Origin of the sequence: Gordonia sp. 852002-50816_SCH5313054-c (assembly GCF_001665925.1) — a bacterium.
In the GTDB taxonomy this organism is placed as follows: domain Bacteria; phylum Actinomycetota; class Actinomycetes; order Mycobacteriales; family Mycobacteriaceae; genus Gordonia; species Gordonia jacobaea.
The window spans coordinates 123,113-144,241 of sequence record NZ_LZTE01000051.1 but is presented as its reverse complement, the minus strand read 5'-3'; the positions used below and the strand labels follow the sequence as shown (position 1 = coordinate 144,241).

Annotated in this window: 21 protein-coding genes and 1 tRNA gene; 20 read left to right on the top strand and 2 right to left on the bottom strand. The window is 65.8% G+C overall.

Going from position 1 to position 21,129, the window contains the following annotated elements:
- The first annotated feature begins 208 nt into the window (after nt 1-208).
- The 18 genes from A5788_RS12315 to A5788_RS12230 all read left to right on the top strand — a co-directional run bounded on the left by A5788_RS12315 (nt 209) and on the right by A5788_RS12230 (nt 18,703).
- Nucleotides 209-2,434, top strand: coding sequence for an HAD-IIA family hydrolase (locus A5788_RS12315; RefSeq protein WP_064867835.1), 2,226 nt, complete (start codon nt 209-211; stop codon nt 2,432-2,434).
- A 12-nt stretch (nt 2,435-2,446) separates the two neighbouring features.
- A complete protein-coding gene (locus A5788_RS12310) occupies nt 2,447-2,707 on the top strand; it encodes a hypothetical protein (RefSeq protein ID WP_064867833.1) in 261 nt (86 codons plus the stop codon).
- A 44-nt stretch (nt 2,708-2,751) separates the two neighbouring features.
- Complete coding sequence (locus A5788_RS12305) at nt 2,752-3,648, top strand: TlyA family RNA methyltransferase (protein WP_064867831.1); 897 nt, start codon at nt 2,752-2,754, stop codon at nt 3,646-3,648.
- Between the two features lie 36 nt (nt 3,649-3,684).
- Nucleotides 3,685-4,749, top strand: a complete 1,065-nt coding sequence (locus A5788_RS12300) for an NAD kinase (protein ID WP_064867829.1) — start codon at nt 3,685-3,687, stop codon at nt 4,747-4,749.
- Complete coding sequence (gene recN, locus A5788_RS12295) at nt 4,749-6,572, top strand: DNA repair protein RecN (protein WP_064867827.1); 1,824 nt, start codon at nt 4,749-4,751, stop codon at nt 6,570-6,572. The genes A5788_RS12300 and recN overlap by 1 nt, the downstream gene beginning before the upstream one ends.
- A 92-nt stretch (nt 6,573-6,664) precedes the next feature.
- A complete protein-coding gene (gene steA / locus A5788_RS12290) occupies nt 6,665-7,846 on the top strand; it encodes a putative cytokinetic ring protein SteA (protein ID WP_197494534.1) in 1,182 nt (393 codons plus the stop codon).
- 3 nt (nt 7,847-7,849) lie between these two features.
- Nucleotides 7,850-8,785 (top strand): copper transporter, encoded by a 936-nt coding sequence (locus A5788_RS12285; RefSeq protein WP_049700743.1) that lies wholly within the window; start codon nt 7,850-7,852, stop codon nt 8,783-8,785.
- A gap of 193 nt (nt 8,786-8,978) precedes the next feature.
- On the top strand, nt 8,979-10,733 hold the full coding sequence (locus A5788_RS12280) for a CTP synthase (protein ID WP_049700742.1): 1,755 nt from the start codon (nt 8,979-8,981) through the stop codon (nt 10,731-10,733).
- Nucleotides 10,730-11,383, top strand: a complete 654-nt coding sequence (locus tag A5788_RS12275) for an NUDIX domain-containing protein (RefSeq protein ID WP_064867823.1) — start codon at nt 10,730-10,732, stop codon at nt 11,381-11,383. The genes A5788_RS12280 and A5788_RS12275 overlap by 4 nt, the downstream gene beginning before the upstream one ends.
- Nucleotides 11,380-12,309: a site-specific tyrosine recombinase XerD gene (gene xerD, locus A5788_RS12270; RefSeq protein WP_064867821.1), complete on the top strand. Its 930-nt coding sequence runs from the start codon at nt 11,380-11,382 to the stop codon at nt 12,307-12,309. Before A5788_RS12275 ends, xerD begins: the two co-directional genes overlap by 4 nt.
- A gap of 102 nt (nt 12,310-12,411) precedes the next feature.
- Nucleotides 12,412-13,359 (top strand): ParA family protein, encoded by a 948-nt coding sequence (locus A5788_RS12265; RefSeq protein ID WP_049700768.1) that lies wholly within the window; start codon nt 12,412-12,414, stop codon nt 13,357-13,359.
- Complete coding sequence (locus A5788_RS12260; protein WP_064867819.1) at nt 13,356-14,240, top strand: segregation and condensation protein A; 885 nt, start codon at nt 13,356-13,358, stop codon at nt 14,238-14,240. Before A5788_RS12265 ends, A5788_RS12260 begins: the two co-directional genes overlap by 4 nt.
- A complete protein-coding gene (gene scpB / locus A5788_RS12255; protein WP_156525509.1) occupies nt 14,237-15,013 on the top strand; it encodes an SMC-Scp complex subunit ScpB in 777 nt (258 codons plus the stop codon). Before A5788_RS12260 ends, scpB begins: the two co-directional genes overlap by 4 nt.
- A 3-nt stretch (nt 15,014-15,016) precedes the next feature.
- Complete coding sequence (locus A5788_RS12250) at nt 15,017-16,087, top strand: pseudouridine synthase (protein WP_064867817.1); 1,071 nt, start codon at nt 15,017-15,019, stop codon at nt 16,085-16,087.
- Complete coding sequence (gene cmk, locus A5788_RS12245; protein WP_064867815.1) at nt 16,084-16,782, top strand: (d)CMP kinase; 699 nt, start codon at nt 16,084-16,086, stop codon at nt 16,780-16,782. The genes A5788_RS12250 and cmk overlap by 4 nt, the downstream gene beginning before the upstream one ends.
- On the top strand, nt 16,779-18,227 hold the full coding sequence (gene der, locus A5788_RS12240) for a ribosome biogenesis GTPase Der (RefSeq protein WP_064867813.1): 1,449 nt from the start codon (nt 16,779-16,781) through the stop codon (nt 18,225-18,227). The genes cmk and der overlap by 4 nt, the downstream gene beginning before the upstream one ends.
- 48 nt (nt 18,228-18,275) lie before the next feature.
- A complete protein-coding gene (locus tag A5788_RS12235; RefSeq protein WP_049700735.1) occupies nt 18,276-18,542 on the top strand; it encodes a GlsB/YeaQ/YmgE family stress response membrane protein in 267 nt (88 codons plus the stop codon).
- Between the two features lie 87 nt (nt 18,543-18,629).
- Nucleotides 18,630-18,703, top strand: a tRNA-Pro gene (locus A5788_RS12230).
- Between the two features lie 97 nt (nt 18,704-18,800).
- On the opposite strand, the gene A5788_RS12225 is transcribed toward A5788_RS12230, so the two are convergent.
- A complete protein-coding gene (locus A5788_RS12225) occupies nt 18,801-19,673 on the bottom strand; it encodes a tyrosine-type recombinase/integrase (RefSeq protein WP_064870067.1) in 873 nt (290 codons plus the stop codon).
- Between the two features lie 321 nt (nt 19,674-19,994).
- The gene (locus tag A5788_RS12220) at nt 19,995-20,249 is read right to left on the bottom strand and encodes a hypothetical protein (RefSeq protein WP_064867743.1); all 255 of its coding nucleotides are present in this window, start codon (nt 20,247-20,249) and stop codon (nt 19,995-19,997) included.
- Here A5788_RS12220 and A5788_RS12215 point away from each other — a divergent pair.
- Complete coding sequence (locus A5788_RS12215; RefSeq protein ID WP_064867741.1) at nt 20,248-20,475, top strand: hypothetical protein; 228 nt, start codon at nt 20,248-20,250, stop codon at nt 20,473-20,475. The genes A5788_RS12220 and A5788_RS12215 overlap by 2 nt on opposite strands.
- Before the next feature lie 83 nt (nt 20,476-20,558).
- A complete protein-coding gene (locus A5788_RS12210) occupies nt 20,559-21,089 on the top strand; it encodes a hypothetical protein (protein ID WP_156525508.1) in 531 nt (176 codons plus the stop codon).
- Nucleotides 21,090-21,129 lie beyond the last annotated feature (40 nt).

The following is a 21,129-nucleotide window of genomic DNA, read 5'->3' as shown; positions in this document are numbered from 1 at the left end:
GGAAGCTAAGCCCACCAGCGCCAATGGTACTGCACTCTAATCGGTGTGGGAGAGTAGGACACCGCCGAGCACAACATCCCAGTATTGCCCCGCACCCCAGTGGTGCGGGGCATTACTGCATTCACGGGCATTTACATTTCGCGCACGCGGGAGCTCCGGGTCGCGGTGGATTCCGCACCAAGACCCCGCAGGGCATAGATTGAGAGTCATGAACGATCGCGATCGGGGACAGGACAAACGAGGCCGAGGGCGTGGGTCGGACAATCGCGGACGTGGGCCAGACGGCCGTGGACGACCGTCGGATCGACGTGGTTCGGATCGACGAGGGCCCGAGGGCCGGCCTGCGGGTCCGCCGTTGCCCGACGACGTCGTGGCGTCGGACCTCGACCAGGAAGTACGCCGTGATCTGTTGACGCTCGACAAGGCGAACGCCGATCGGGTGGCGAGGCATCTGGTGATGGTCGCTCAGCTGCTCGATTCAGATCCCGAATTGGCGCTGGCTCATGCACGTGCGGCGCGGGAGCGCGCCTCGAGGGTCGGACTGGTCCGCGAGACCGCGGGAATCGCGGCCTACAACGCCGGCGAATGGCAAGAGGCTCTTACCGAGTTGCGAGCCGCGCGCAGAATCAACGGCGGCACATTGCTGCTGCCATTGATCGCCGACGCCGAGCGCGGACTCGGACGCCCAGAACGAGCTATCGAAATCGCTCGTAGCGAGGAGGGGCGCTCACTGACCGGCGACGAGGCGACAGAAATGCGCATCGTCGAGGCCGGCGCCCGCATCGACGCGGGCGAACCCGCGAAGGCGCTCGTGACGCTTCAGGCGGAGGATCTCGCACCAGGCCGGACCGGCACGATGGCAGCACGGTTGTTCTACGCCTACGCGTCCGCGTTATTGGCGGCTGACCGTCGTGATGATGCGGTGACCTGGTACATGAACGCCGCAGCGGCCGACGTCGACGACGCCACCGATGCGGAGTTCCGCCTGATGGAGCTGTCGGAGGACATGAGTCCCGACACCACATCTGACGGCAATGCCTCGGCAGTGGAAGACGTCGATGTCGTCGGTGCCATTGATGAGACCGAAGGCCCTTCCGGTAATGGTGTCGGTGCCGCGTCGATAGATGACTCGGGAGATAAGGACTCGGGAGATAGCTCGGTAGACGCCTCGGGAGATGACGTTGCCGAGTCGGAGACGACGTCCGTGCCTGCCGAAGTCCCACCCACGTCGAGTACAGAATCATCCGACGAGAAATCGGCTTCAGCGAGCACTGCATCGACGGCCACGACTCCGGCTGCTCAACCCTCGACACCGGCTCCTCAACCCTCGGCACCGGCTCCTCAACCTTCGACGCCGGCAGCGTCCAGCGCGCCTTCGCCCGAGCCGCAGGCTCCGCCGGAAGGGTCGTTGGTCGATCACTACGAGGCGCTGCTCCTCGACCTCGACGGCACCGTGTTCGCGGGCAAGGAGCCGACCCACGGAGCGCGAGAGACCCTCGACGCTCTCGACCTTCCCCAGATCTTCGTCACCAACAACGCGAGCCGACGTCCGAGTGAGGTTGCAGCACATCTCAATTCGATGGGTTTCTCGGCGACCGAGGATCAGGTCGTGACGAGTGCTCAGAGCGCGGCTCGTCTGCTCTCTGAACACGTCGAGCCAGGTTCGCGTGCGCTCGTGCTCGGTACCGACGGACTCGCGCAGGAGGTGCGCGAGGTCGGAGTCGGTGTCGCCAGGAGCGCCGACGACCGACCTGCCGCCGTGATCCAGGGATTCTCGCCGGACACCAATTGGTCGACGCTGTCGGAAGCCGCGCTCGCGATCCGCGCGGGCGCACTGTGGATCGCCACCAATACGGATGCGACGCTGCCCTCCGAGCGCGGACTGCTCGTCGGCAACGGGTCACTGGTCGCCGCTGTCGCCAACGCGACCGGCGCCGAACCTCTCGTCGCCGGCAAACCCGCTGCGCCGCTGATGGCGGATGCGATGAAGCGCAGCGGAGTCACCAATTCGCTGGTCGTCGGCGATCGACTCGATACGGACATCCAGGGCGCACATTCGGTCGGCCTCGACAGCGCGCTCGTCCTGACCGGTGTGAGCACTCCGAAGGATCTGCTGCTTGCACCACCCGAGCAGCGGCCGTCGCACGTGATCGACGACCTCACCGGTCTTCTCGATGATGAGAAAACCGTCCGGATCGGAGAACAGCCGGACTGGGACGTCGAGGTGTCCGGCGCGACCATCACGGTGACTGCCACTGGGGAAGAGCCCGCGCACGAGGCGCTTCTGCCTGCACTCGCGCACGCCGCATGGGCACTCCTCGATGGCCGGGACGTCGAAGCCGGGCCGGTTGACCCGTCGGATGTGGCGATCACCAGCGACGACCCGGACGTTCGGTCGCAGATCGACAAGCTCGGTGTCGGAGACCTGCGCTAGCGTGGTCGTGTCATGAACTACCAGCAACCGCAACACCCCGTCCCCGGAGCGCACCTGCGGCCCGGGCCGCAATCGCCCTCGCCTGCCGACCTTGCGGCCGAGCCGCAGATTCCGGTCGCGGAGACGGTCGAGTCGCTGCTCGACGAGGTCGACCGTATTCGCGAGCAGGCAGGCGACACCTTCGATCTTGCGGCGCTCGCGCGGCAGAGCGAACTGCTGGAGAAGGCTCATGACGTACTCACCGCAGCGTTGGCAGAGGTCGATCCGCGATGACGGCCAACCTGTCGAGGATCATGAACCTGTTCAGGGCCCGCTGAGTGGCTACGCGCGCAAGGCTCGACGCCGAGCTCGTCCGCCGGAAGTTGGCGCGCTCGCGAGAGCAGGCTCGTGAGCTGATCGAAGCGGGCCAGGTCACCGTCAATGGGGTGCTTGCCGCGAAGCCTGCGACCAATGTGACGCGCGACACCCCCATCCTCGTTTCCGACGACGGCCCCCGCGACGACTGGGCGTCGCGCGGTGCGCACAAGCTGCTCGGTGCACTCGAAAGATTCGAGCCGCAGGGTTTGACCATCGCCGACAAGCGTTGCCTCGACGCGGGCGCGTCGACCGGAGGATTCACCGACGTTCTGCTTCGACGCGGGGCCGCCGAGGTTGTTGCGGTCGATGTCGGCTACGGGCAGCTCGTCTGGCGGCTTCAGTCCGACGACCGTGTCGACGTGCACGACCGTACCAACGTTCGTCACCTGAACGCCGACGACATCGGGGGACCCGTCGACATCGTCGTCGCCGACCTCTCGTTCATCTCGCTGTCGCTGGTCTTACCGGCGTTCGCCGCGAGTGCCCGACCGGGCGCCGACCTGTTGCCGATGGTCAAACCGCAGTTCGAGGTGGGTAAGGACCGGGTTGGCTCCGGTGGCGTTGTGCGCGACCCCGAGTTGCGCGCCGAGGCGGTCTACCACGTCGCGCGCGACGCAGCGAAGCTCGGTCTGGTCACCAGGGACGTCGTGGCGAGTCCGTTGCCAGGGCCGTCGGGCAACGTCGAATACTTCTTGTGGCTCACATACCAACCCGCTGACCACCACGCACAGCCCGACGTTCCGGCGGACGATACTGTCGGGGAGACTGGTGGCGGCGCAGACGAAGTCGCCGACATTGCGGATGATGCGCAGTTGCGGGGGATGATCCACCGTGCCGTCGACGAGGGACCTCGCTGAGCGTGCCCGCAGATCGGGAATGGTGAAAGGAACAAGGTGATCGACGAATCAGTGGTCGCCGTGTCCGGTCAGCGCGAGTTCATGGTGGTGGCGCACACCGGACGTGCTGTGGTGACCCGTACGGTCGAATCGATCGCACGCCACTGCGCTGCGGCTGGTGTTGGCCTACGCATCATCGACCACGACCTCACTGCCGACAACCCCGCGACGCAAGACGACGTCGACCTTCGCGGACGAGACGACAGGGAAGGTCACGACGATCCCGCCAACCGCGACCATGGCCCCACGCGGCCACCGAGCCATCCGCTCGACATCGACGGACTGCGCGAGCTCGGCGCAGATGTCACCGTCGCGACGGGCGACCCGGAATCGGCCGTCGGGTGCGAGGTCGTCATCGTGCTCGGAGGCGACGGAACGTTCCTGCGCGCAGCAGAACTCGCCTATCCGGCGGGTGTTCCGGTGCTCGGAATCAATCTCGGACACATCGGCTTTCTCGCCGAGGCCGAGGCCAACCGCATCGACGACGTGATGGCGCAGCTCATTTCGCGTGACTACCGTGTCGAACCGCGGATGACCCTCGACATCGCGATCAGTCATCCGACCAAACCGGACGAGGTGCGCCGTAGCTGGGCACTCAATGAGGTCGCCATCCTCAACCGAACCAACAATGGCGTTCTCGAGTTGGTGACCGAAGTCGACGGTCGGCCGGTATCCGCGTTCGGAGCCGACGGCGTGCTCGTGTCGACACCCACCGGATCGACTGCCTACGCCTTTTCGGCCGGCGGACCGGTGATGTGGCCCGACCTCGAAGCGATCCTGATCGTTCCGAGCAATGCGCACGCGCTGTTCGCCCGGCCGATGGTGACCAGCCCTCGATCGCGGATCGCGGTGGAAATCGATAAGCACGGACGGTCGGCGATCGCCCTGTGCGACGGCCGACGCCAGATCTTCGTCCCGGCAGGCGGCCGCGTCGAGGTGGTCCGAAGCGACCGATCGGTGCTGTGGGTACGCATCGATTCCGATCCGTTTGCCGATCGACTCGTCACGAAATTCGACCTGCCGGTGACCGGATGGCGCGGGCGGCAGGGTGAGGGGAAGTAGTGCTCGAAGAGCTGTCGATCTCCGGCCTCGGCGTCATCGATCAGGCCTCCGCACAATTCAGCCCCGGGTTCACCGTATTGACGGGCGAGACCGGCGCGGGCAAGACGATGATCGTCACCAGCCTGCGACTGCTGTCGGGTGCGCGCGCCGACGCCGGAAGAGTGCGATCGGGGAGCCAGAAAGCGACCGTCGAGGGGCGGTTCCGACTCGCTGAGTCCGCCGACGATGCCACGCGTGCCGCTGTCGCCGACATCGTCGAATCTTCTGGTGCAGAACTCGACGACGACGGCTCGGTCATCGTGGTGCGCACCGTCGGCTCGGATGGTCGTTCGCGTGCACACCTCGGCGGGCGGTCGGTGCCGGTCGGCGTGATGGGCAGATTCACGGGCGCGCTGTTGACGATTCACGGCCAGAACGATCAACTTCGTCTGCTTCGTCCCGACCATCAGCGCGACGCCCTCGACAGTTTCGCCGGCGACAAGGCTGCCGCGGCGCTGAAGCGGTATCGCTCGACGCGCGAGAGCTGGGTCGCGGTACTCGACGAACTCGACGCACGCCGCGCCAACCATCGTGAACTTGCGCAGGAAGCCGATCGACTGCGCTTCGGCATCGACGAGATCGCCGCGGTCGACCCGCAGCCGGGAGAAGACGACGCGCTCGCCGACACCATCCGACGACTCTCCGATCTCGAGTCGATTCGTTCGGCGGCTGCGGGATCGCACGACGTCGTCGCGGGCGATAACGGTTCGCTCGTCGACGGTCTCGGGCAGGTTCGTTCGCTCCTGGAGTCCGCTGCCGATGCGCAACTGCGAACGCTCGCTGCTCGCGTGTCGGAGACGCTGACCGTCGTCACCGATATCGGCGACGAGTTGTCGTCGTTTCTATCCGGGCTGCCCAGCGACGCAGACGAACTCGAGAAGCTGCTCGCTCGCCAGGGTGAGCTGAAGGCTCTGGTCCGCAAATACGCACCTGATATCGACGGCGTCATCGCGTGGCGTGAGACTGCGGAACGTCGACTTTCCGAAATCGACGACCCGCAGGGCTCGATCGACGAACTCGAGGCGGCGGCCGCGTCGGCGCGTGCCGACGTCGAATCGGTGGCGTCGACGCTGCGAACCATGCGTCGTAAGGCGGCGACCTCCATGTCGAGCAAGGTGTCGGCCGAATTGGCAGGCCTTGCGATGGGCGACGCCGCACTCTCGGTGAACGTCATCCCCGACGTCGCGGCTCCCGACGATCGGCTGACGATCACGGTTGACGGAGCCGCCGCGCACGCAGGTGCCGACGGCGCCGATCGCGTCGAGTTCGCCCTCGTTGCACATGCCGGCGCCGACCCCCTGCCGATCGCCAAATCGGCGTCCGGCGGCGAGCTCTCGCGACTGATGCTGGCGCTCGAAGTGGTTCTCGCAGAGCCGACGTCGGGATCGGTCATGGTCTTCGACGAGGTCGACGCCGGTGTCGGCGGCCGGGCCGCGGTGGAGATCGGCCGGAGGCTCGCGGGACTCGCACGGGCCCACCAGGTCATCGTCGTGACGCACCTTCCGCAGGTCGCGGCCTTCGCCGACAACCACCTGGTGATCGGGAAGACGTCGAAATCAGGCGATCGTGCGCAGACCAGCACACTTCGGCCGCTCGACCGTGACGCGCGCGTCGCCGAATTGGCGCGCATGCTCGCGGGACTCGGCGAATCAGACACGGGCCGGGCGCATGCGGAGGAACTACTGGCCACCGCTGATGGCGAGAAGGCTCACGCCGTCGGATCGTCGGCAGGTGAGTCGACGGCCGCAGCGACAAAAGCGAAGGGCACCCGCAAGAAGCGCTGAGACAGTTGGTACTCGTGTGACAAAAGTTGCCCATGTTGCGGCGCGCCTCCCCAAGGCTGCGCGGCGCACGGTCAATCATGTGGTGCATGAAGATGCCCGCACTGCTCGCACGTAACTCCGAAGAACTGCCTGGCGTGTCCGGTATCGCCAGGATCGACAAGAACACCCGCCGCCTCATCGACCGAGTCGGACCGGGTGACATAGCCATCCTCGACGAGGTCGACCTCGACCGCGTCACCGCCGACGCTTTGGTCGAGGCCAATGTCGTCGCCGTAGTCAACGCGTCCCGCTCCATCAGCGGGCGCTACCCCAACCTCGGACCCGAGGTGCTCGTCGGCTCCGGGATCGTCCTCGTCGACGAGGTCGGACCCGAAGTGTTCAAGCGCGTCAAGGACGGCGCGAAACTCCGGGTCGACGACGGCAAGGTGTTCGTCGGTGAACGACGCCTCGCGCGTGGCACCACGCTCGACGAGCACGAGATCGCCGACATGATGATCGAGGCAAAGACCGGACTCGTCGATCACCTCGAAGCCTTCTCCGGCAACACGATTGAGTTCATCCGGAGCGAGTCCCCACTGCTGATCGACGGTGTCGGCGTGCCCGACATCGACGCCTCGTTGGTCGGCAAGCACGTCGTGATCGTGGGGGACGGACCCGACCGCGCCGCCGATCTGCGTGCACTCAAGCCGTTCATCAAGGAGTACTCACCGGTGATCATCGGTGTCGGTGCCGGCGCAGACACGCTGACGAAGGCCGGGTACAAGCCCTCGCTGATCGTCGGCGACCCGGAAGAGATGAAGGTCGCGACACTGAAATGCGGTGCGCAACTGGTGCTTCCGGCAGACACCGACGGCCATGCCTCGGGTCTCGAGCGAATCCAGGACCTCGGAATCGGGGCGACCACATTCCCCGCTGCCGGCGCGGCGTCGGATCTCGCTTTGCTGCTCGCCGACTACCACGGCGCCGACCTCATCGTCACCGTCGGCTATGGCGGCACCCTCGATGACTTCTTCGACCGCTCGCGGCGTGAGAGCAATCCGTCGACCTTCCTCACCCGAATGAAGGTCGGACCCAAGCTGGTCGACGCGAAAGCTGTTGCGACGCTGTATAGGAGCCGCGTGTCGGGGGCGGCCGTCGCCTTCGTTGTACTCGCGGCGCTGATCGCGGTGATCGCTGCGGTGATGTTGTCGAGCGCGGGTGGCGAAGTGACCGATTGGGTTGTCGCACAGTGGCATCAGCTCGTCGAGTGGGCCCGTGGGGTCTGGAACAGGTAGACAATGATTTCGGTTCGGCAGCATGCGATCTCGCTCGCCGCGGTGTTTTTGGCACTCACGGTGGGTTTATTCATCGGCTCCGGTTTTGTCGGCGACAGAATGAATTCGTTGACCGGCACCAGTCGTGATCGCATCGGGGCGTTGCAGGACGAGCGCGATCAACTCAACGATCAGCTCAACAGCGCCAATAGTTTTGACACCGCGATCACCGGACGGGTGATCGACGGAACGCTTCGTGGCCAGTCGGTCCTGGTGGTGACCGCTCCCGGCGCAGCAGACGCCGACGTCGCTGCCATCAAGGACGCGGTCGCAGGCGCGGGCGCCAAGGTGTCGGGTCAGATCGCGTTGACGCCACAATTCGTCTCCGATCAGAAATCCGAGCAACTCTCGACGATCATCGACCAGACGATTCCTCCGGGTTCGACGCTGCGCGCCGAACTGGTCGACTCCGGTGGCCGCGCGGGTGATCTACTCGGTGCTCTGACGCTCGACCGCGGCGGAAAGGGCGCAGCGTCGGCCGACGACCGGCGGACCGGACTCGAAGCGTTACGCGACGGCGGGTTCATCGACTATGCCGGGGCGGGCTCGACACCTGCCGACCTCGCCGTCGTGGTGACCGGCGGCGGCTATCCCGAGGATTCCGGTGCTCAGGGACAACTCGTCGCCCGCTTCGCCGCGGCACTCTCGGGACGTGGCGACGGGGGAGCGTTACTCGGTCGGACGGGTTCGACCGCTGGTGGTTCGCCGATCGCCGTCGTTCGCTCGGACCCCGGTCTGGGCAACGCCGTCTCGACCGTCGACAACGTCGATCAGCAAACCGGGCGCATCACGTCGATCCTGGTCCTACAGGAGGAGAAGGGCGGGCGGACCGGCGCCTACGGCACCGGAGCGGGCGCCAAGGCGATCACCGTCGGGGCCACCGACCGACCGTCGACCTGACGCCGTCCGGGGGCGGGGCGTTCCGAGAGGGACGCCGCTCGCCCTGGCCGTCGGCGGGATCACGACGCGGATCACACCTTCGGCGAGCACGCTTCCGGTGTGGCGGAGCGGAGAACCGCCGATGGGTGTTACCCTGGAGTCCCGTAGGTCAACAGGTTTTCCGGCCTGATCCAGCCGACGGGAGAGACGGGTTTTGCGACCACTTCGCCACGTGCATGAAGGCACGAAGCACATATTCGTTACGGGCGGCGTCGCATCGTCGCTCGGAAAAGGTCTGACGGCGTCGAGCCTCGGCCAATTACTCACAGCGCGCGGTCTGCGCGTAACCATGCAGAAACTGGATCCGTATCTGAACGTCGATCCAGGCACGATGAATCCCTTCCAGCACGGTGAGGTCTTCGTCACCGAGGATGGCGCCGAAACCGATCTCGACGTCGGGCATTACGAGCGCTTCCTCGACCGCAATCTCTCGCAGTCGGCGAATGTCACCACCGGACAGGTGTATTCGACAGTCATCGCCAAGGAGCGACGCGGCGAGTACCTCGGCGAGACCGTCCAGGTCATCCCGCACATCACCGACGAGCTGAAATCGCGGGTGCTCGCGATGCGTGCGCCCGGCGACGACGGTGAGCCGCCAGACGTCGTCATCACCGAGATCGGTGGAACCGTCGGCGACATCGAGTCGCTCCCGTTCATCGAAGCCGCCCGCCAGATCCGTCACGACGTCGGCCGCGACAACGTCTTCTTCATCCACGTCTCGCTGGTGCCCTATCTCGCGCCGTCGGGTGAGCTGAAGACCAAGCCGACCCAGCACTCGGTCGCTGCTCTGCGCAACGTCGGAATCCAGCCCGACGCGCTGATCCTGCGGTGCGATCGCGACGTGCCCGAGGGGCTCAAGAAGAAGATCGCGCTGATGTGCGACGTCGACATCGACGGCGTCATCTCCACGCCCGACGCCCCGTCGATCTACGACATCCCCAAGGTGCTGCACTCCGAGCAACTCGACGCCTACGTCGTGCGCAAGCTCGGGCTGCCGTTCCGCGATGTCGACTGGACCGTGTGGGGCGAACTGCTCAACCGTGTGCACGAGCCGCGTGAGACGGTCCGAATCGCGTTGGTGGGCAAGTACGTCGACCTGCCCGACGCCTATCTGTCGGTGACCGAGGCGATCCGCGCCGGTGGCTTCGCGTGGCGCGCCAAGACCGAGATCAAGTGGGTTCCGTCCGACGAATGCGCCACCGAGGCGGGTGCGCAGGCAGCGCTCGGAGACGTCGACGGCGTGTTGGTTCCCGGTGGCTTCGGCATCCGCGGGATCGAGGGCAAGCTCGGAGCGATCCGGTACGCGCGGCGTCGAGGCATTCCCTTGCTCGGACTGTGCCTCGGCCTGCAGTGCATCGTGATCGAGGCCGCACGCTCGGTGGGCCTCGAGGACGCGAGCTCGACGGAGTTCGATCCGGACACCCCGTTCCCCGTCATCTCGACCATGGCCGATCAAACCGAGATCGTCGCCGGAGAAGCCGATCTCGGCGGCACGATGCGGCTCGGTGCCTACCCGGCAACCCTCAAGCCAGACAGCATCGTGGCGGAGTCGTACGGATCGACAGAGGTGTCCGAGCGACACCGGCACCGCTTCGAGGTCAACAACTCCTACCGCGACAAGATCGCCGCGTCGGGTCTCGTGTTCTCGGGGACGTCGCCGGACGGTCACCTCGTCGAGTTCGTCGAGTACCCGAAGTCGATTCATCCGTTCCTGGTGGGCACCCAGGCTCACCCCGAACTCAAGAGCCGGCCGACGCGCCCGCATCCGCTGTTCCGGTCGTTCATCGATGCTTCGCTGAAATACAAAGCGGCAGAACGGCTTCCGGTGGACCTGGGCGACTACGATCCTCCGCCCGCGGCGGCGGTCGAAGACGACGTCGCCGTCGAGGTCGAGGAACAGGACGCTTGAGCGAGTGCACCGGCCCCGGCGCCCACCACTTCGACGTGAAGTCGAGCCGAGTGGTCTACGACGGAGCGATACTCGCGCTTCGCCTCGACCAGGTGGAGATGCCGGGCGGTCGGGTCGCCGAACGCGAAGTCGTCGAGCATTTCGGTGCCGTGGCCGTCGTCGCGCGTGATGAGGACGGCAGGATTGCGATGGTGCGTCAGTATCGGCATCCTGTCGGCCGCAGGTTGTTGGAGATTCCCGCGGGGCTGCTCGACAAGGGCGGGGTAGAGCCGCCGCTCGCCGCCGCGCAGCGCGAGCTCGCGGAGGAAACCGACCTGCGTGCGCAGCGGTGGCAGGTGTTGATCGACCTCGACCTATCGCCCGGGTTCACCGACGAAGCGTTGCGTGTCTACCTGGCCGAAGAACTGTCGGAGCACCATGTGGCCGAACGCGAGGACGAAGAGGCCGATATGTCGTTGGAGTGGGTCGCGCTCGACGACGCTGTGTCGATGGTGCTGTCCGGTGACATCGTGAACGCGACCGCGGTGTCGGGGATTCTCGCGCTCTCTGCCGCGGATCGCACCGACACGCAGCTGCGAACGCCGGATTCGCCATGGCGCGATAAGCCCCACGCCTTCGCCGATCGCAAGGCGGGTCGGGCATCGACGTGACCGCCGGGACGCGTGTCGACGACGTGGTGTCGAGGTATCTCGACCACCTCACCGTCGAACGCGGCATGGCGCCCAACACGCTTGCGTCCTACGGCCGCGACCTCGACCGCTACCGGCGCTATCTCTGCGGGCGGGGGATCGTCGATCTCGCGGAGGTCACCGAGAACGACGTGCGCGAGTTCCTCGTCGACCTGCGACGCGGCGACGAGCAGGCCGGGACAACACCCCTCGCCGACAGCTCGGTAGCGCGAACCCTGGTGGCCACCAGGGGTTTTCACAAGTTCGCCGCCGCTGAAGGTGTCGTACCCGCCGACGTGGCGCACGGGGTGCGGCCACCGCGTCCGGCGCGACGCCTCCCCAAGGCGTTACCCGTCGACGACGTCGTCGCGATCCTGGAAGCTGCGGGGGCGGGCGACCATCCGCGTGCGCTGCGTGACCGCGCGCTCCTCGAACTGCTCTACAGCTGTGGAGCACGCATCACCGAGGCGACGTCGCTCGACGTCGACGACCTCGACACCGATGCGCGCACCGCCCTACTGCGCGGCAAGGGCGGAAAGGAGCGACTCGTGCCGGTCGGCGGACCCGCCGTCGGCGCGATCGAGGCGTATCTGGTGCGTGGGCGGCCGGCCCTGGTGACACGCTCGACGCCCGCGCTGTTTCTGAACGCGCGCGGCGGCAGGCTCACCCGACAGGGCGCGTGGCAGGTGCTCGCCGACACCGCGGAGCGGGCAGGAATCGGTACTGCCGTCTCACCGCACACCCTGCGGCACTCATTCGCGACGCATCTGCTCGACGGCGGCGCCGACGTGCGAGTGGTCCAGGAGTTACTCGGGCACGCCTCTGTGACGACGACGCAGGTCTACACCCTCGTCACGGTCAACACGATGCGTGAGGTGTATGCCACGGCCCATCCGAGAGCGCGCTGAGCGTCGTGGAAGGCCCGTGCGGCGATGCTCCACGGCTTCGGTGCAGTGAACCATTAGGCTGACAAGCGGCGTCGATACGTGATCAGTGAGAAAGGCGGGTACGTGAGCACACCGAGTACACCGCGGTCGGGAGGTCATGCCGACGATCAGTACCGACTTCATGTGATGTCCGGCATCGACATCGACGAGGGCGATCATCCCGACGACGAGATCGGCCCGACCGGGCGTCCCTACCGCGACGTTCCGACGCCTGCGCCGCTCGACCGACACGGACCCGCGACCGTCATTGCCGTCTGCAATCAGAAGGGCGGCGTGGGTAAGACGACGTCGACGATCAACCTGGGTGCCGCACTCGCCGAGTACGGGCGACGCGTACTGCTGGTCGACCTCGATCCGCAGGGTGCGTTGTCTGCGGGCCTCGGCGTGCCGCATCACAAACTCGACGAGACCGTCTACAACCTGCTGGTCCCACCGCACGCCTCCATCGAGGATGTGCTGATGCGTACGCGCGTCGAGAACCTCGACCTCTTGCCGTCGAACATTGATCTGTCTGCCGCCGAGATTCAACTCGTCAGCGAGGTCGGACGCGAACAGGCACTCGGTAGGGCGTTGCACCCTGTCCTCGACCGCTACGATGTCGTGCTGATCGACTGCCAGCCGTCGCTCGGGTTGCTCACCGTCAACGCCCTTGCCTGCGCCGACACCGTGATCATCCCGATGGAGTGCGAATACTTCAGTCTGCGCGGTCTGGCGCTGCTCACCGACACGATCGAGAAGGTGCGCGACCGACTCAACTTCCGTCTCACCCTCGGTGGCATCCTCGTCACGATGTTCGACGCCAGAACCCTGCACTCCCGTGAGGTGATGGCGCGCGTCGTCGAGGTCTTCGGCGACGCCGTGTACGACACCGTCATTGCGCGTACCGTGCGCTTCCCGGAAACCAGCGTCGCAGGTGAACCGATCACGTCGTGGGCGCCGAAGTCCGCGGGCGCCAAGGCGTATCGCGCGTTGGCTCGCGAGGTCATCGCGCGCAACGTCAAGCAGGCATGACCGAGACCGGCACCGCTGAGGCCGACGTCGAGGCTCCAGAGGTAGGAACCCCGGAGGCGGGCACCACGGAGGCGGGGGCGACGGAGGCAGAGGAGCAGGGCTTTCGGGTCAAGCTCGCCAACTTCGAGGGTCCGTTCGATCTGCTGCTGAACCTGATCAGCCAGCACCGTCTCGACGTCACAGAGGTCGCGCTGCATGCGGTGACCGACGAGTTCATCGCGTACACGCGAGAGATGGGTTCCGAGCTCGGGCTCGAGCAGACCACCGAATTCCTGGTCATCGCGGCAACCCTGCTCGATCTCAAGGCGGCAAGGTTGTTGCCGACCGGAGAGGTCGACGACCCGGAGGATCTCGCGCTGCTCGAAGCGCGTGACCTGCTCTTCGCGCGACTCCTGCAATACCGCGCGTACAAGCAGGTGGCCGCACTCTTCGGCGAACTCGAAGCCGCGGCGCTGCAGCGGTATCCGCGCGCGGTGTCGTTGGAGCAGCAGTTCACCGACCTGCTGCCCGAGGTGACACTCGGCGTCGACGCGAACGGGTTCGCCGAGGTCGCCGTCGCAGCGTTGACCCCGCGACCTATCCCGACGGTCGGTCTCGATCACCTTCATGACATGCACAAGGTGTCGGTGCCCGGGCAGGCTCGACGCATGGCCGCGCTGCTGGCTGCCAAGCCCGGCGAGTGGCTGACCTTCCGCGCGCTCGTTGCCGACTGTGAGAACGGACTCGAGGTTGTCGGCAGCTTCCTCGGACTGCTCGAACTCTTCCGTGAGCGTGCGGTCACCTTCGAGCAGCCGGAGGCACTCGAAGAACTCCAGGTGTCGTGGACAGGCGAGCGCGACCGCGACGAACTACGCATGGAGAAAGCAGAGGACTACGAATGACCCACATCGACGAGAATTCAGGCGGCCCCGACGCCGACTCGTCCGAGAGCGTTGCGCCCGAGCAGACGACGCTCGACGTCGGCGACGTGGTCGTCGACGAGGCAGACTCCGAACCAGTTCTCGACGACGCGCGTCTGCGTGCGGCGCTCGAAGCTGTGCTGCTCGTCGTCGACACCCCGGTGACCGCCGACGAACTCGCCTCGGCGGTCGGCGACAACCGCGCACGCGTGCACACGACACTCACCCAGATGGCGGCTTACCTGACCGAAGCGCGCAGTGGCATCGACCTCCGGTTCGCCGGTGATGGTTGGCGGTTCTACACGCGAGCGGAGTACGCGCCGTACGTCGAGCGTCTCCTCCTCGACGGGGCGCGCTCGAAACTGACCCGAGCCGCCTTGGAGACGCTCGCCGTCATCGCGTATCGACAGCCCGTGAGCAGGGCGCGAGTCAGCGCGATCCGAGGCGTGAACGTCGACGGCGTCGTCCGCACACTCGTCGCCCGCGGACTCATCAACGAGGTCGGGTCCGACACCGCGTCGGGCGCTACGACCTACGGGACAACCGAGTTGTTCCTCGAGCGTCTCGGGCTCGCGTCGCTGAGTGAACTACCCGATCTGGCGCCGCTGCTGCCCGACGTCGACCTCATCGACGACCTCGACGAAGAGCTCCTGTCCGACCCGCGATTCGCCAAACTGAGTGGTGGGCGTTCAGACTCAAAGGGAGACGACACACCCGACACCTCGTCGGGAACCACAATCGACGACCAGGAATGACATATGGCATCCGCTAGCCGTGACGGCACACCGGGCGACCGCAGGAAGAACAATGCGGGTCGCACCAACCGAAAGAACAGCTCCAATGACAACCCCCGCGGGCAGCGCTCCGCAGGTGGGGCAGCCGGGCGCGGCGCGTCGGGCAAGTCCGCGAGCGGTCGCAGCATCCCCGCGGGCGGTAAGGGGCATGGGTATAAGGGCCAGCAGCCCAGCACAAAGAAGAGGCATCGCAAAGGCCGTTCGACGCCCGACGTCGAGGCGGGGCGTATCAGGCTGAACAACGCGCGACCAGCCCGTCACCAGGGCGGCTCCGACGAGAGTGGCCACGCAACCTATGTCGACGACGGCGTACGACTCCAGAAGGTCCTTGCACAGGCAGGCGTCGCGTCGCGTCGTGGCGCTGAGGAGATGATCGCCGCCGGCCGCGTCGAAGTCGACGGCGAGGTCGTGACCGAACAGGGGCTGCGCATCGACCCCGACACCGCGGTCATTCGCGTCGACGGTGCCCGCGTCATCATCGACGAGACCAAGCAGTACCTCGCGCTGAACAAGCCCAAGGGCTGGCAGTCGACGATGGCCGACGACCAGGGACGCCCGTGCGTCGGCGACATCGTGGCCGAACGCGTCATGGCGGGTCAGCGCCTCTTCCACGTCGGCCGACTCGACGCCGACACCGAGGGTTTGTTGCTGCTGACCAACGACGGCGAGCTCGCCCATCGGCTGATGCACCCGTCCTACGAGGTCCCCAAGACCTACCTCGCGACGGTCAAGGGCGAGGTTCCTCGTGGACTCTCCCGCGCGCTGCGCGACGGCGTCGAACTCGACGACGGCCCGGTGTCCGTCGACGGATTCACCGTGATGGACGTCAACGAAGGACAGTCGCTGGTGCGAATCACTCTGCACGAGGGCCGAAATCGGATCGTGCGTCGACTCATGGAATCCGTCGGGTTCCCGGTGACCTCGTTGGTGCGCACCCACATCGGCAACGTGGCACTCGGCGAGCAGCGTCCCGGAACCCTGCGAGTACTCGGTCGCGACGAGGTCGGTGCGCTGTACAAGGCGGTGGGGATGTGAGCGAGTCCGTCACGTCCTCGCGTGTGATCGCGATCGACGGACCCGCGGGGACCGGAAAGTCCACTGTCTCAAAGCTTCTCGCGCAGCGGGTCGGTGCGCACTACCTCGACACCGGGGCCATGTACCGTGCCGCGACGCTCGCTGTGCAGCGGGCAGGCGTCTCGCCTGATGCTCCCGACTCGATCGCCGCGGTCGTCGACGACGCGCGGATCGAACTGCGTGCAGACGGATCGGGTGGATCCCGGGTGTTCCTCGACGGTGACGATGTGTCGGCGCCGATTCGCACCGACGAGGTGACCAACGCGGTCTCCGCGGTTTCTGCCGTGCCAGCCGTTCGGTCGAAGATGGTTGCGCTGCAACGGATTCACGCCGTCGACGATTTCGTCGTCGTCGAGGGCCGAGACATCGGGACCGTCGTCTTTCCCGACGCGCAGGTCAAGATCTATCTCACCGCGACGCCCGAAGCGCGAGCACTACGACGACATCGGCAGAACCTTTCCGCCGGTCGTGACAGCGATTTCGAGCAGGTTCTCGAGAGTGTGAACCGCCGTGATCATCTCGACTCGACGCGCACCGTATCGCCACTGCGACCCGCAGACGACGCGGTCATCGTCGACACCAGCGACCTGTCGCTCGAGCAGGTTCTCGACGAACTCGCCGGACTGGTCCAGACACGAACCGGAGGTGCCGTGTGACCGAGCACGATGACTTCATCACTACCGACGTAACCGCCCAACCAGGCGACGGTATCTGGTCGGACGAAACCGATTGGGAACTCAGCGAATTCGACCTCGGGGAGGAAGGTGGCGAACCCGAGCGCCTCCCCGTCGTGGCGATCGTCGGCCGTCCCAACGTGGGCAAGTCGACGTTGGTCAACCGCATCCTCGGCCGCCGTGAGGCCGTCGTCGAAGACATTCCCGGCGTGACCCGCGACCGTGTGTCGTATTCGGCGTCGTGGTCGGGACACCGATTCACCGTCGTCGATACCGGCGGATGGGAACCCGACGCCAAGGGCCTGCAACAGGCCGTCGCGAAACAGGCCGAATCGGCGATGGAAACCGCAGACGTCATCGTGGTCGTCGTCGACGCCACGGTCGGCGCCACCGCGACAGACGAGGCCGTTGCGCGCGTGCTTCGACGGTCCAAGACGCCGGTCATTCTCGTCGCCAACAAGGTCGACAGCGAGAAGCTCGAGGCCGAGGCTGCGTCGCTCTGGTCGCTGGGACTCGGTGAACCGCATACGGTTTCCGCTGCGCACGGCAGGGGAGCGGGTGACCTTCTCGACGTGATCCTGGAGAAGATGCCCGAGACCCCGCGGGATGCGGCGCCTGCATACGGCGGTCCCCGTCGCGTGGCGCTCGTCGGTAAGCCCAACGTCGGGAAGAGCTCGCTGCTCAACAAGCTCGCGGGTTCCGATCGCTCGGTCGTCGACAATGTGGCTGGCACCACCGTCGACCCCGTCGACGAGCTCGTCGAACTCGACGGACGGCCGTGGCTGTTCGTCGACACCGCGGGCTTGCGCCGCAAGGTGCACACCGCCAGCGGGCATGAGTATTACGCGTCGCTGCGCACGAGGTCGGCGCTCGAGGCCGCCGAGGTCGCGATCCTGCTGATCGACGCGTCGGAGCCGATCACCGAGCAGGACCTACGCGTGCTGTCGCTGATCATCGAGACCGGACGTGCCTTGGTGATCGCGTTCAACAAGTGGGATCTGGTCGACGAGGATCGTCGCTACCAGCTCGACAAGGAGATCGACCGCGAGCTCGCTCGCGTGCCGTGGGCACGGCGTGTGAACATCTCGGCGATGACCGGACGCGCGGTCCAAAAGCTGGTGCCTGCCCTCGAAGGTGCGCTGGAGTCGTGGGACAAGCGCATCTCCACCGGCCAGCTCAACAACTGGCTCAAAGACGTCATCGCGTCGAATCCGCCTCCTCTGCGCGGAGGGCGGCAGCCGCGCGTGATGTTCGCGACCCAGGCATCGGTGCGGCCACCGACGTTCGTGCTGTTCACGACCGGGTTCCTGGAGGCGGGCTACCGCCGGTTCCTGGAGCGCCGACTCCGCGAGGAATTCAACTTCGACGGCTCGCCGGTCCGGATCAACGTGCGCGTGCGCGACAAGCGAGACCGCCGGAAGCGTTGACCGCCCCAGACAGCGAGTCTCGCCCGAAGTCGTGACATACTCCCATGCGTGCTTATCTTGGCGATCATCGTATTCGGAATGGTTATCGGCGCCCTCGCGCAGCTGATCATCGGTGGCAAGAACATGTGGAACATCGACTGGACCTTGGCCATCGTCGCGGGCCTCGTCGGCTCGTTCGTCGGCGGACTGTTGATCAGTCTGCTCTCGGGTGACGGACTGTCGTTGCGTCCGAGCGGGATCATCGGATCGTTGGTCGGCGCGCTCATCGTGACCGGCGGCTGGATCTGGTACCGGAAGCGCTCCACGGTCTCCTAGCAGAACCGTCGGCGCGGCCGTGACCAGGCGATTAGCCTCGAACGGCCGCCGTCGGCTAATGTTGTCGAGGCCCTCGCGAGAGGGCAACGGGCTGTGGCGCAGTTTGGTAGCGCACTTGACTGGGGGTCAAGTGGTCGCAGGTTCAAATCCTGTCAGCCCGACAACTTAACCAGCAGGTCAGAGGCGGTTCTCGTGCAAGCGGGAGCCGCCTTTCTGCTACCCGGCAGGGGTATGTACAGCAACCGATACAGCAACGCATCACAAACCCAGCGCCTCGGACAGCCCAGCCACCGCCGAGCGAGCAGTGTCATCAGACGCGTGACCGTAAATGTCTCCGGTGATAGCAACCGACGAATGTCCCAGCAGATCCGCCACCGCTTTGATATGCACCCCAGCTTCGAGCCACGCCGTCGCCGCCGAATGCCGCAACGTATGCACCCCAACCTTCTCCACGCCCGCCTGAGTCGCCGCGACCTCAAGCACCCGCAACAGGTTGCGCGGATCAACCGGACCACCGAACTCGGTCGTGAACACCAGGCCCGAGTCCTGCCACTGGTCCCCGGCACGCAACCGTTCCTCGGATTGAGAGACCTTGTGCTTGCGCAGCAGCGCGACGACAGCAGGGGAGAGCGGCACCGTCCGCCGAGATCGCTCCGTCTTAGGCTCCGAGATCACCAGACGGTTGCCGATCCTGCCGAGCGTCGCACGCACAACCAGGCTCCCGGCCTCTAGGTCGATGCGCTCCCATGACAGACCTAGAGCTTCGCCCTTGCGTAGGCCGGTCGACGCGATCAGCACCAGGGCAGGGAAGTAGCGTGACGCCTTCGCCGCCTTGAGGACCTTCTGTACGTCACCTGACGGCAGGTGCTTGGCCTCCTGGCGTCCCACCCCCGGCCGCTTCACCTTCGCGCACGGATTCGCCGCCAGGAGCCCATCACGGACAGCACCGTCCAGTCCTGCTCGCAGCACCGTGTACACCTGCCGAATGGTCGAGTCCGACAGCGCCCGCACCGTCTCTCCATCGCGCACCTTCGTCTCGGCGCGCTTCGCCAACACCAAGGCCTCAACGTCGGACGGCTTCAATCTGTCCAGCCTGGTCGTCGAGATCGCTCCTGCCTCGAGCACGGTCATCTAGTTCGTTGATCTGGTCGCGCGTGAGAGGCATACGACTCACACTAGCCACTCTCATTTCTTCCCGATCCTCTGGCGGCGTAGTTGTACAGCAACCGGTACAGCAACGCGGTTGGTTTTCTGGGTGTTCGTGATTGTCCGCTGACGTACCGACAGTGCGTTGACCAGCATGTTCAAGACACCGAGAGACATTGGCGGACACCGATATTGAGCCTGGGGGTCAAGTGGTCGCAGGTTCAAATCCTGTCAGCCCGACGGAAAAGCCCTGGTGAGACAGCAAGTCTCGCCAGGGCTTCGTCATGTCCGATCGTGGTCCACCCTCTAGTCCCCCGGTCGCTCGAAGCGTGCCGATCGAGATGGTGAAGGCGCGATGCGCGCCGTCGTTGCCGGTGCGTGCTCTGTCAGTGCGTCCTCGATGACGCCCCAGAAGCTGTGTGGGTCGTTCTCGACCGTCTGCGAGGACAGGTAGACCACACGTCGCACACTCGCGCCGAACTGCTCTGCGATTGGCGCAATCTTCCGGCGAGCGTCCTCCGCGTTGTCGAAGAACGGCCACATCAGATAGACCGCATCCATGCTTCCCCGGGCCGCTTCGAGCGTGGCCGGGTCGGCCAGGTCGACCGAGATCCAGCAAGGCTGGGAGCGCCTCGCCGCACACCTGCACTCCGTCGTCGGAGAACGGATCAACGAACTGTTCGGCCTCCTCGAAGAAGCGACACCACCAGGATCAGGACAGCGCTACGAACCGCATCCTGAGGCTCTCGGGCCGGAACTCCTTGGACGAACAGAACGCGTCATCTGAGCGCGGTTCGCGGATGGCGAGGGCGGTCGCGTGGCCGAATGACGCAGGGCTCGCACGGGATGTGCAACGGCTACAGTGCGTGCATGCAGATTTTTCCGATCCTCAAGGAATACCACTGGGTGGGTAAGCATTTCGCGCTGTTTCAGAACCTGCTGGACATTGATCGCGAACCGATGCCACTAATCGCCTACGGTTACAACCAGGCCGACCAATATCAGTTCCTGACGACTGGCGCGACAGATCAGACCATCGAGCAGATCCATGCGCAGGCGCTGGCGAACCTCGCCGCGGCACCGGCACAATGGGAAGGCAGCGGCTCGATCCTCACCGGATCGGGATACGACTTCTCTGCCGAGAAGATCCTCGATCCCGGATTCATCGCCGAGGCGCAGCGCCTCCTGGGCAGCACCACGATCGAGATCGCGATCCCACGCCGCACCATCATCTACGCGACGGCTGCCGTCCCGGGCACGCCAGCTCACGACGAGTTCTCCACCGTGGTGTGGCGGACATGGCTCGACGACAGCTTCGGCAACGCGCCCATCACACCGATGGTCTTTCGTTTCGACGGCGCTCAGATCGTCGGTGCGACCGTTCTGGAACCGCAGGCGTAACGATGCCCCGGAGGAGTTACCACAGTCGATCGCGCCCCGT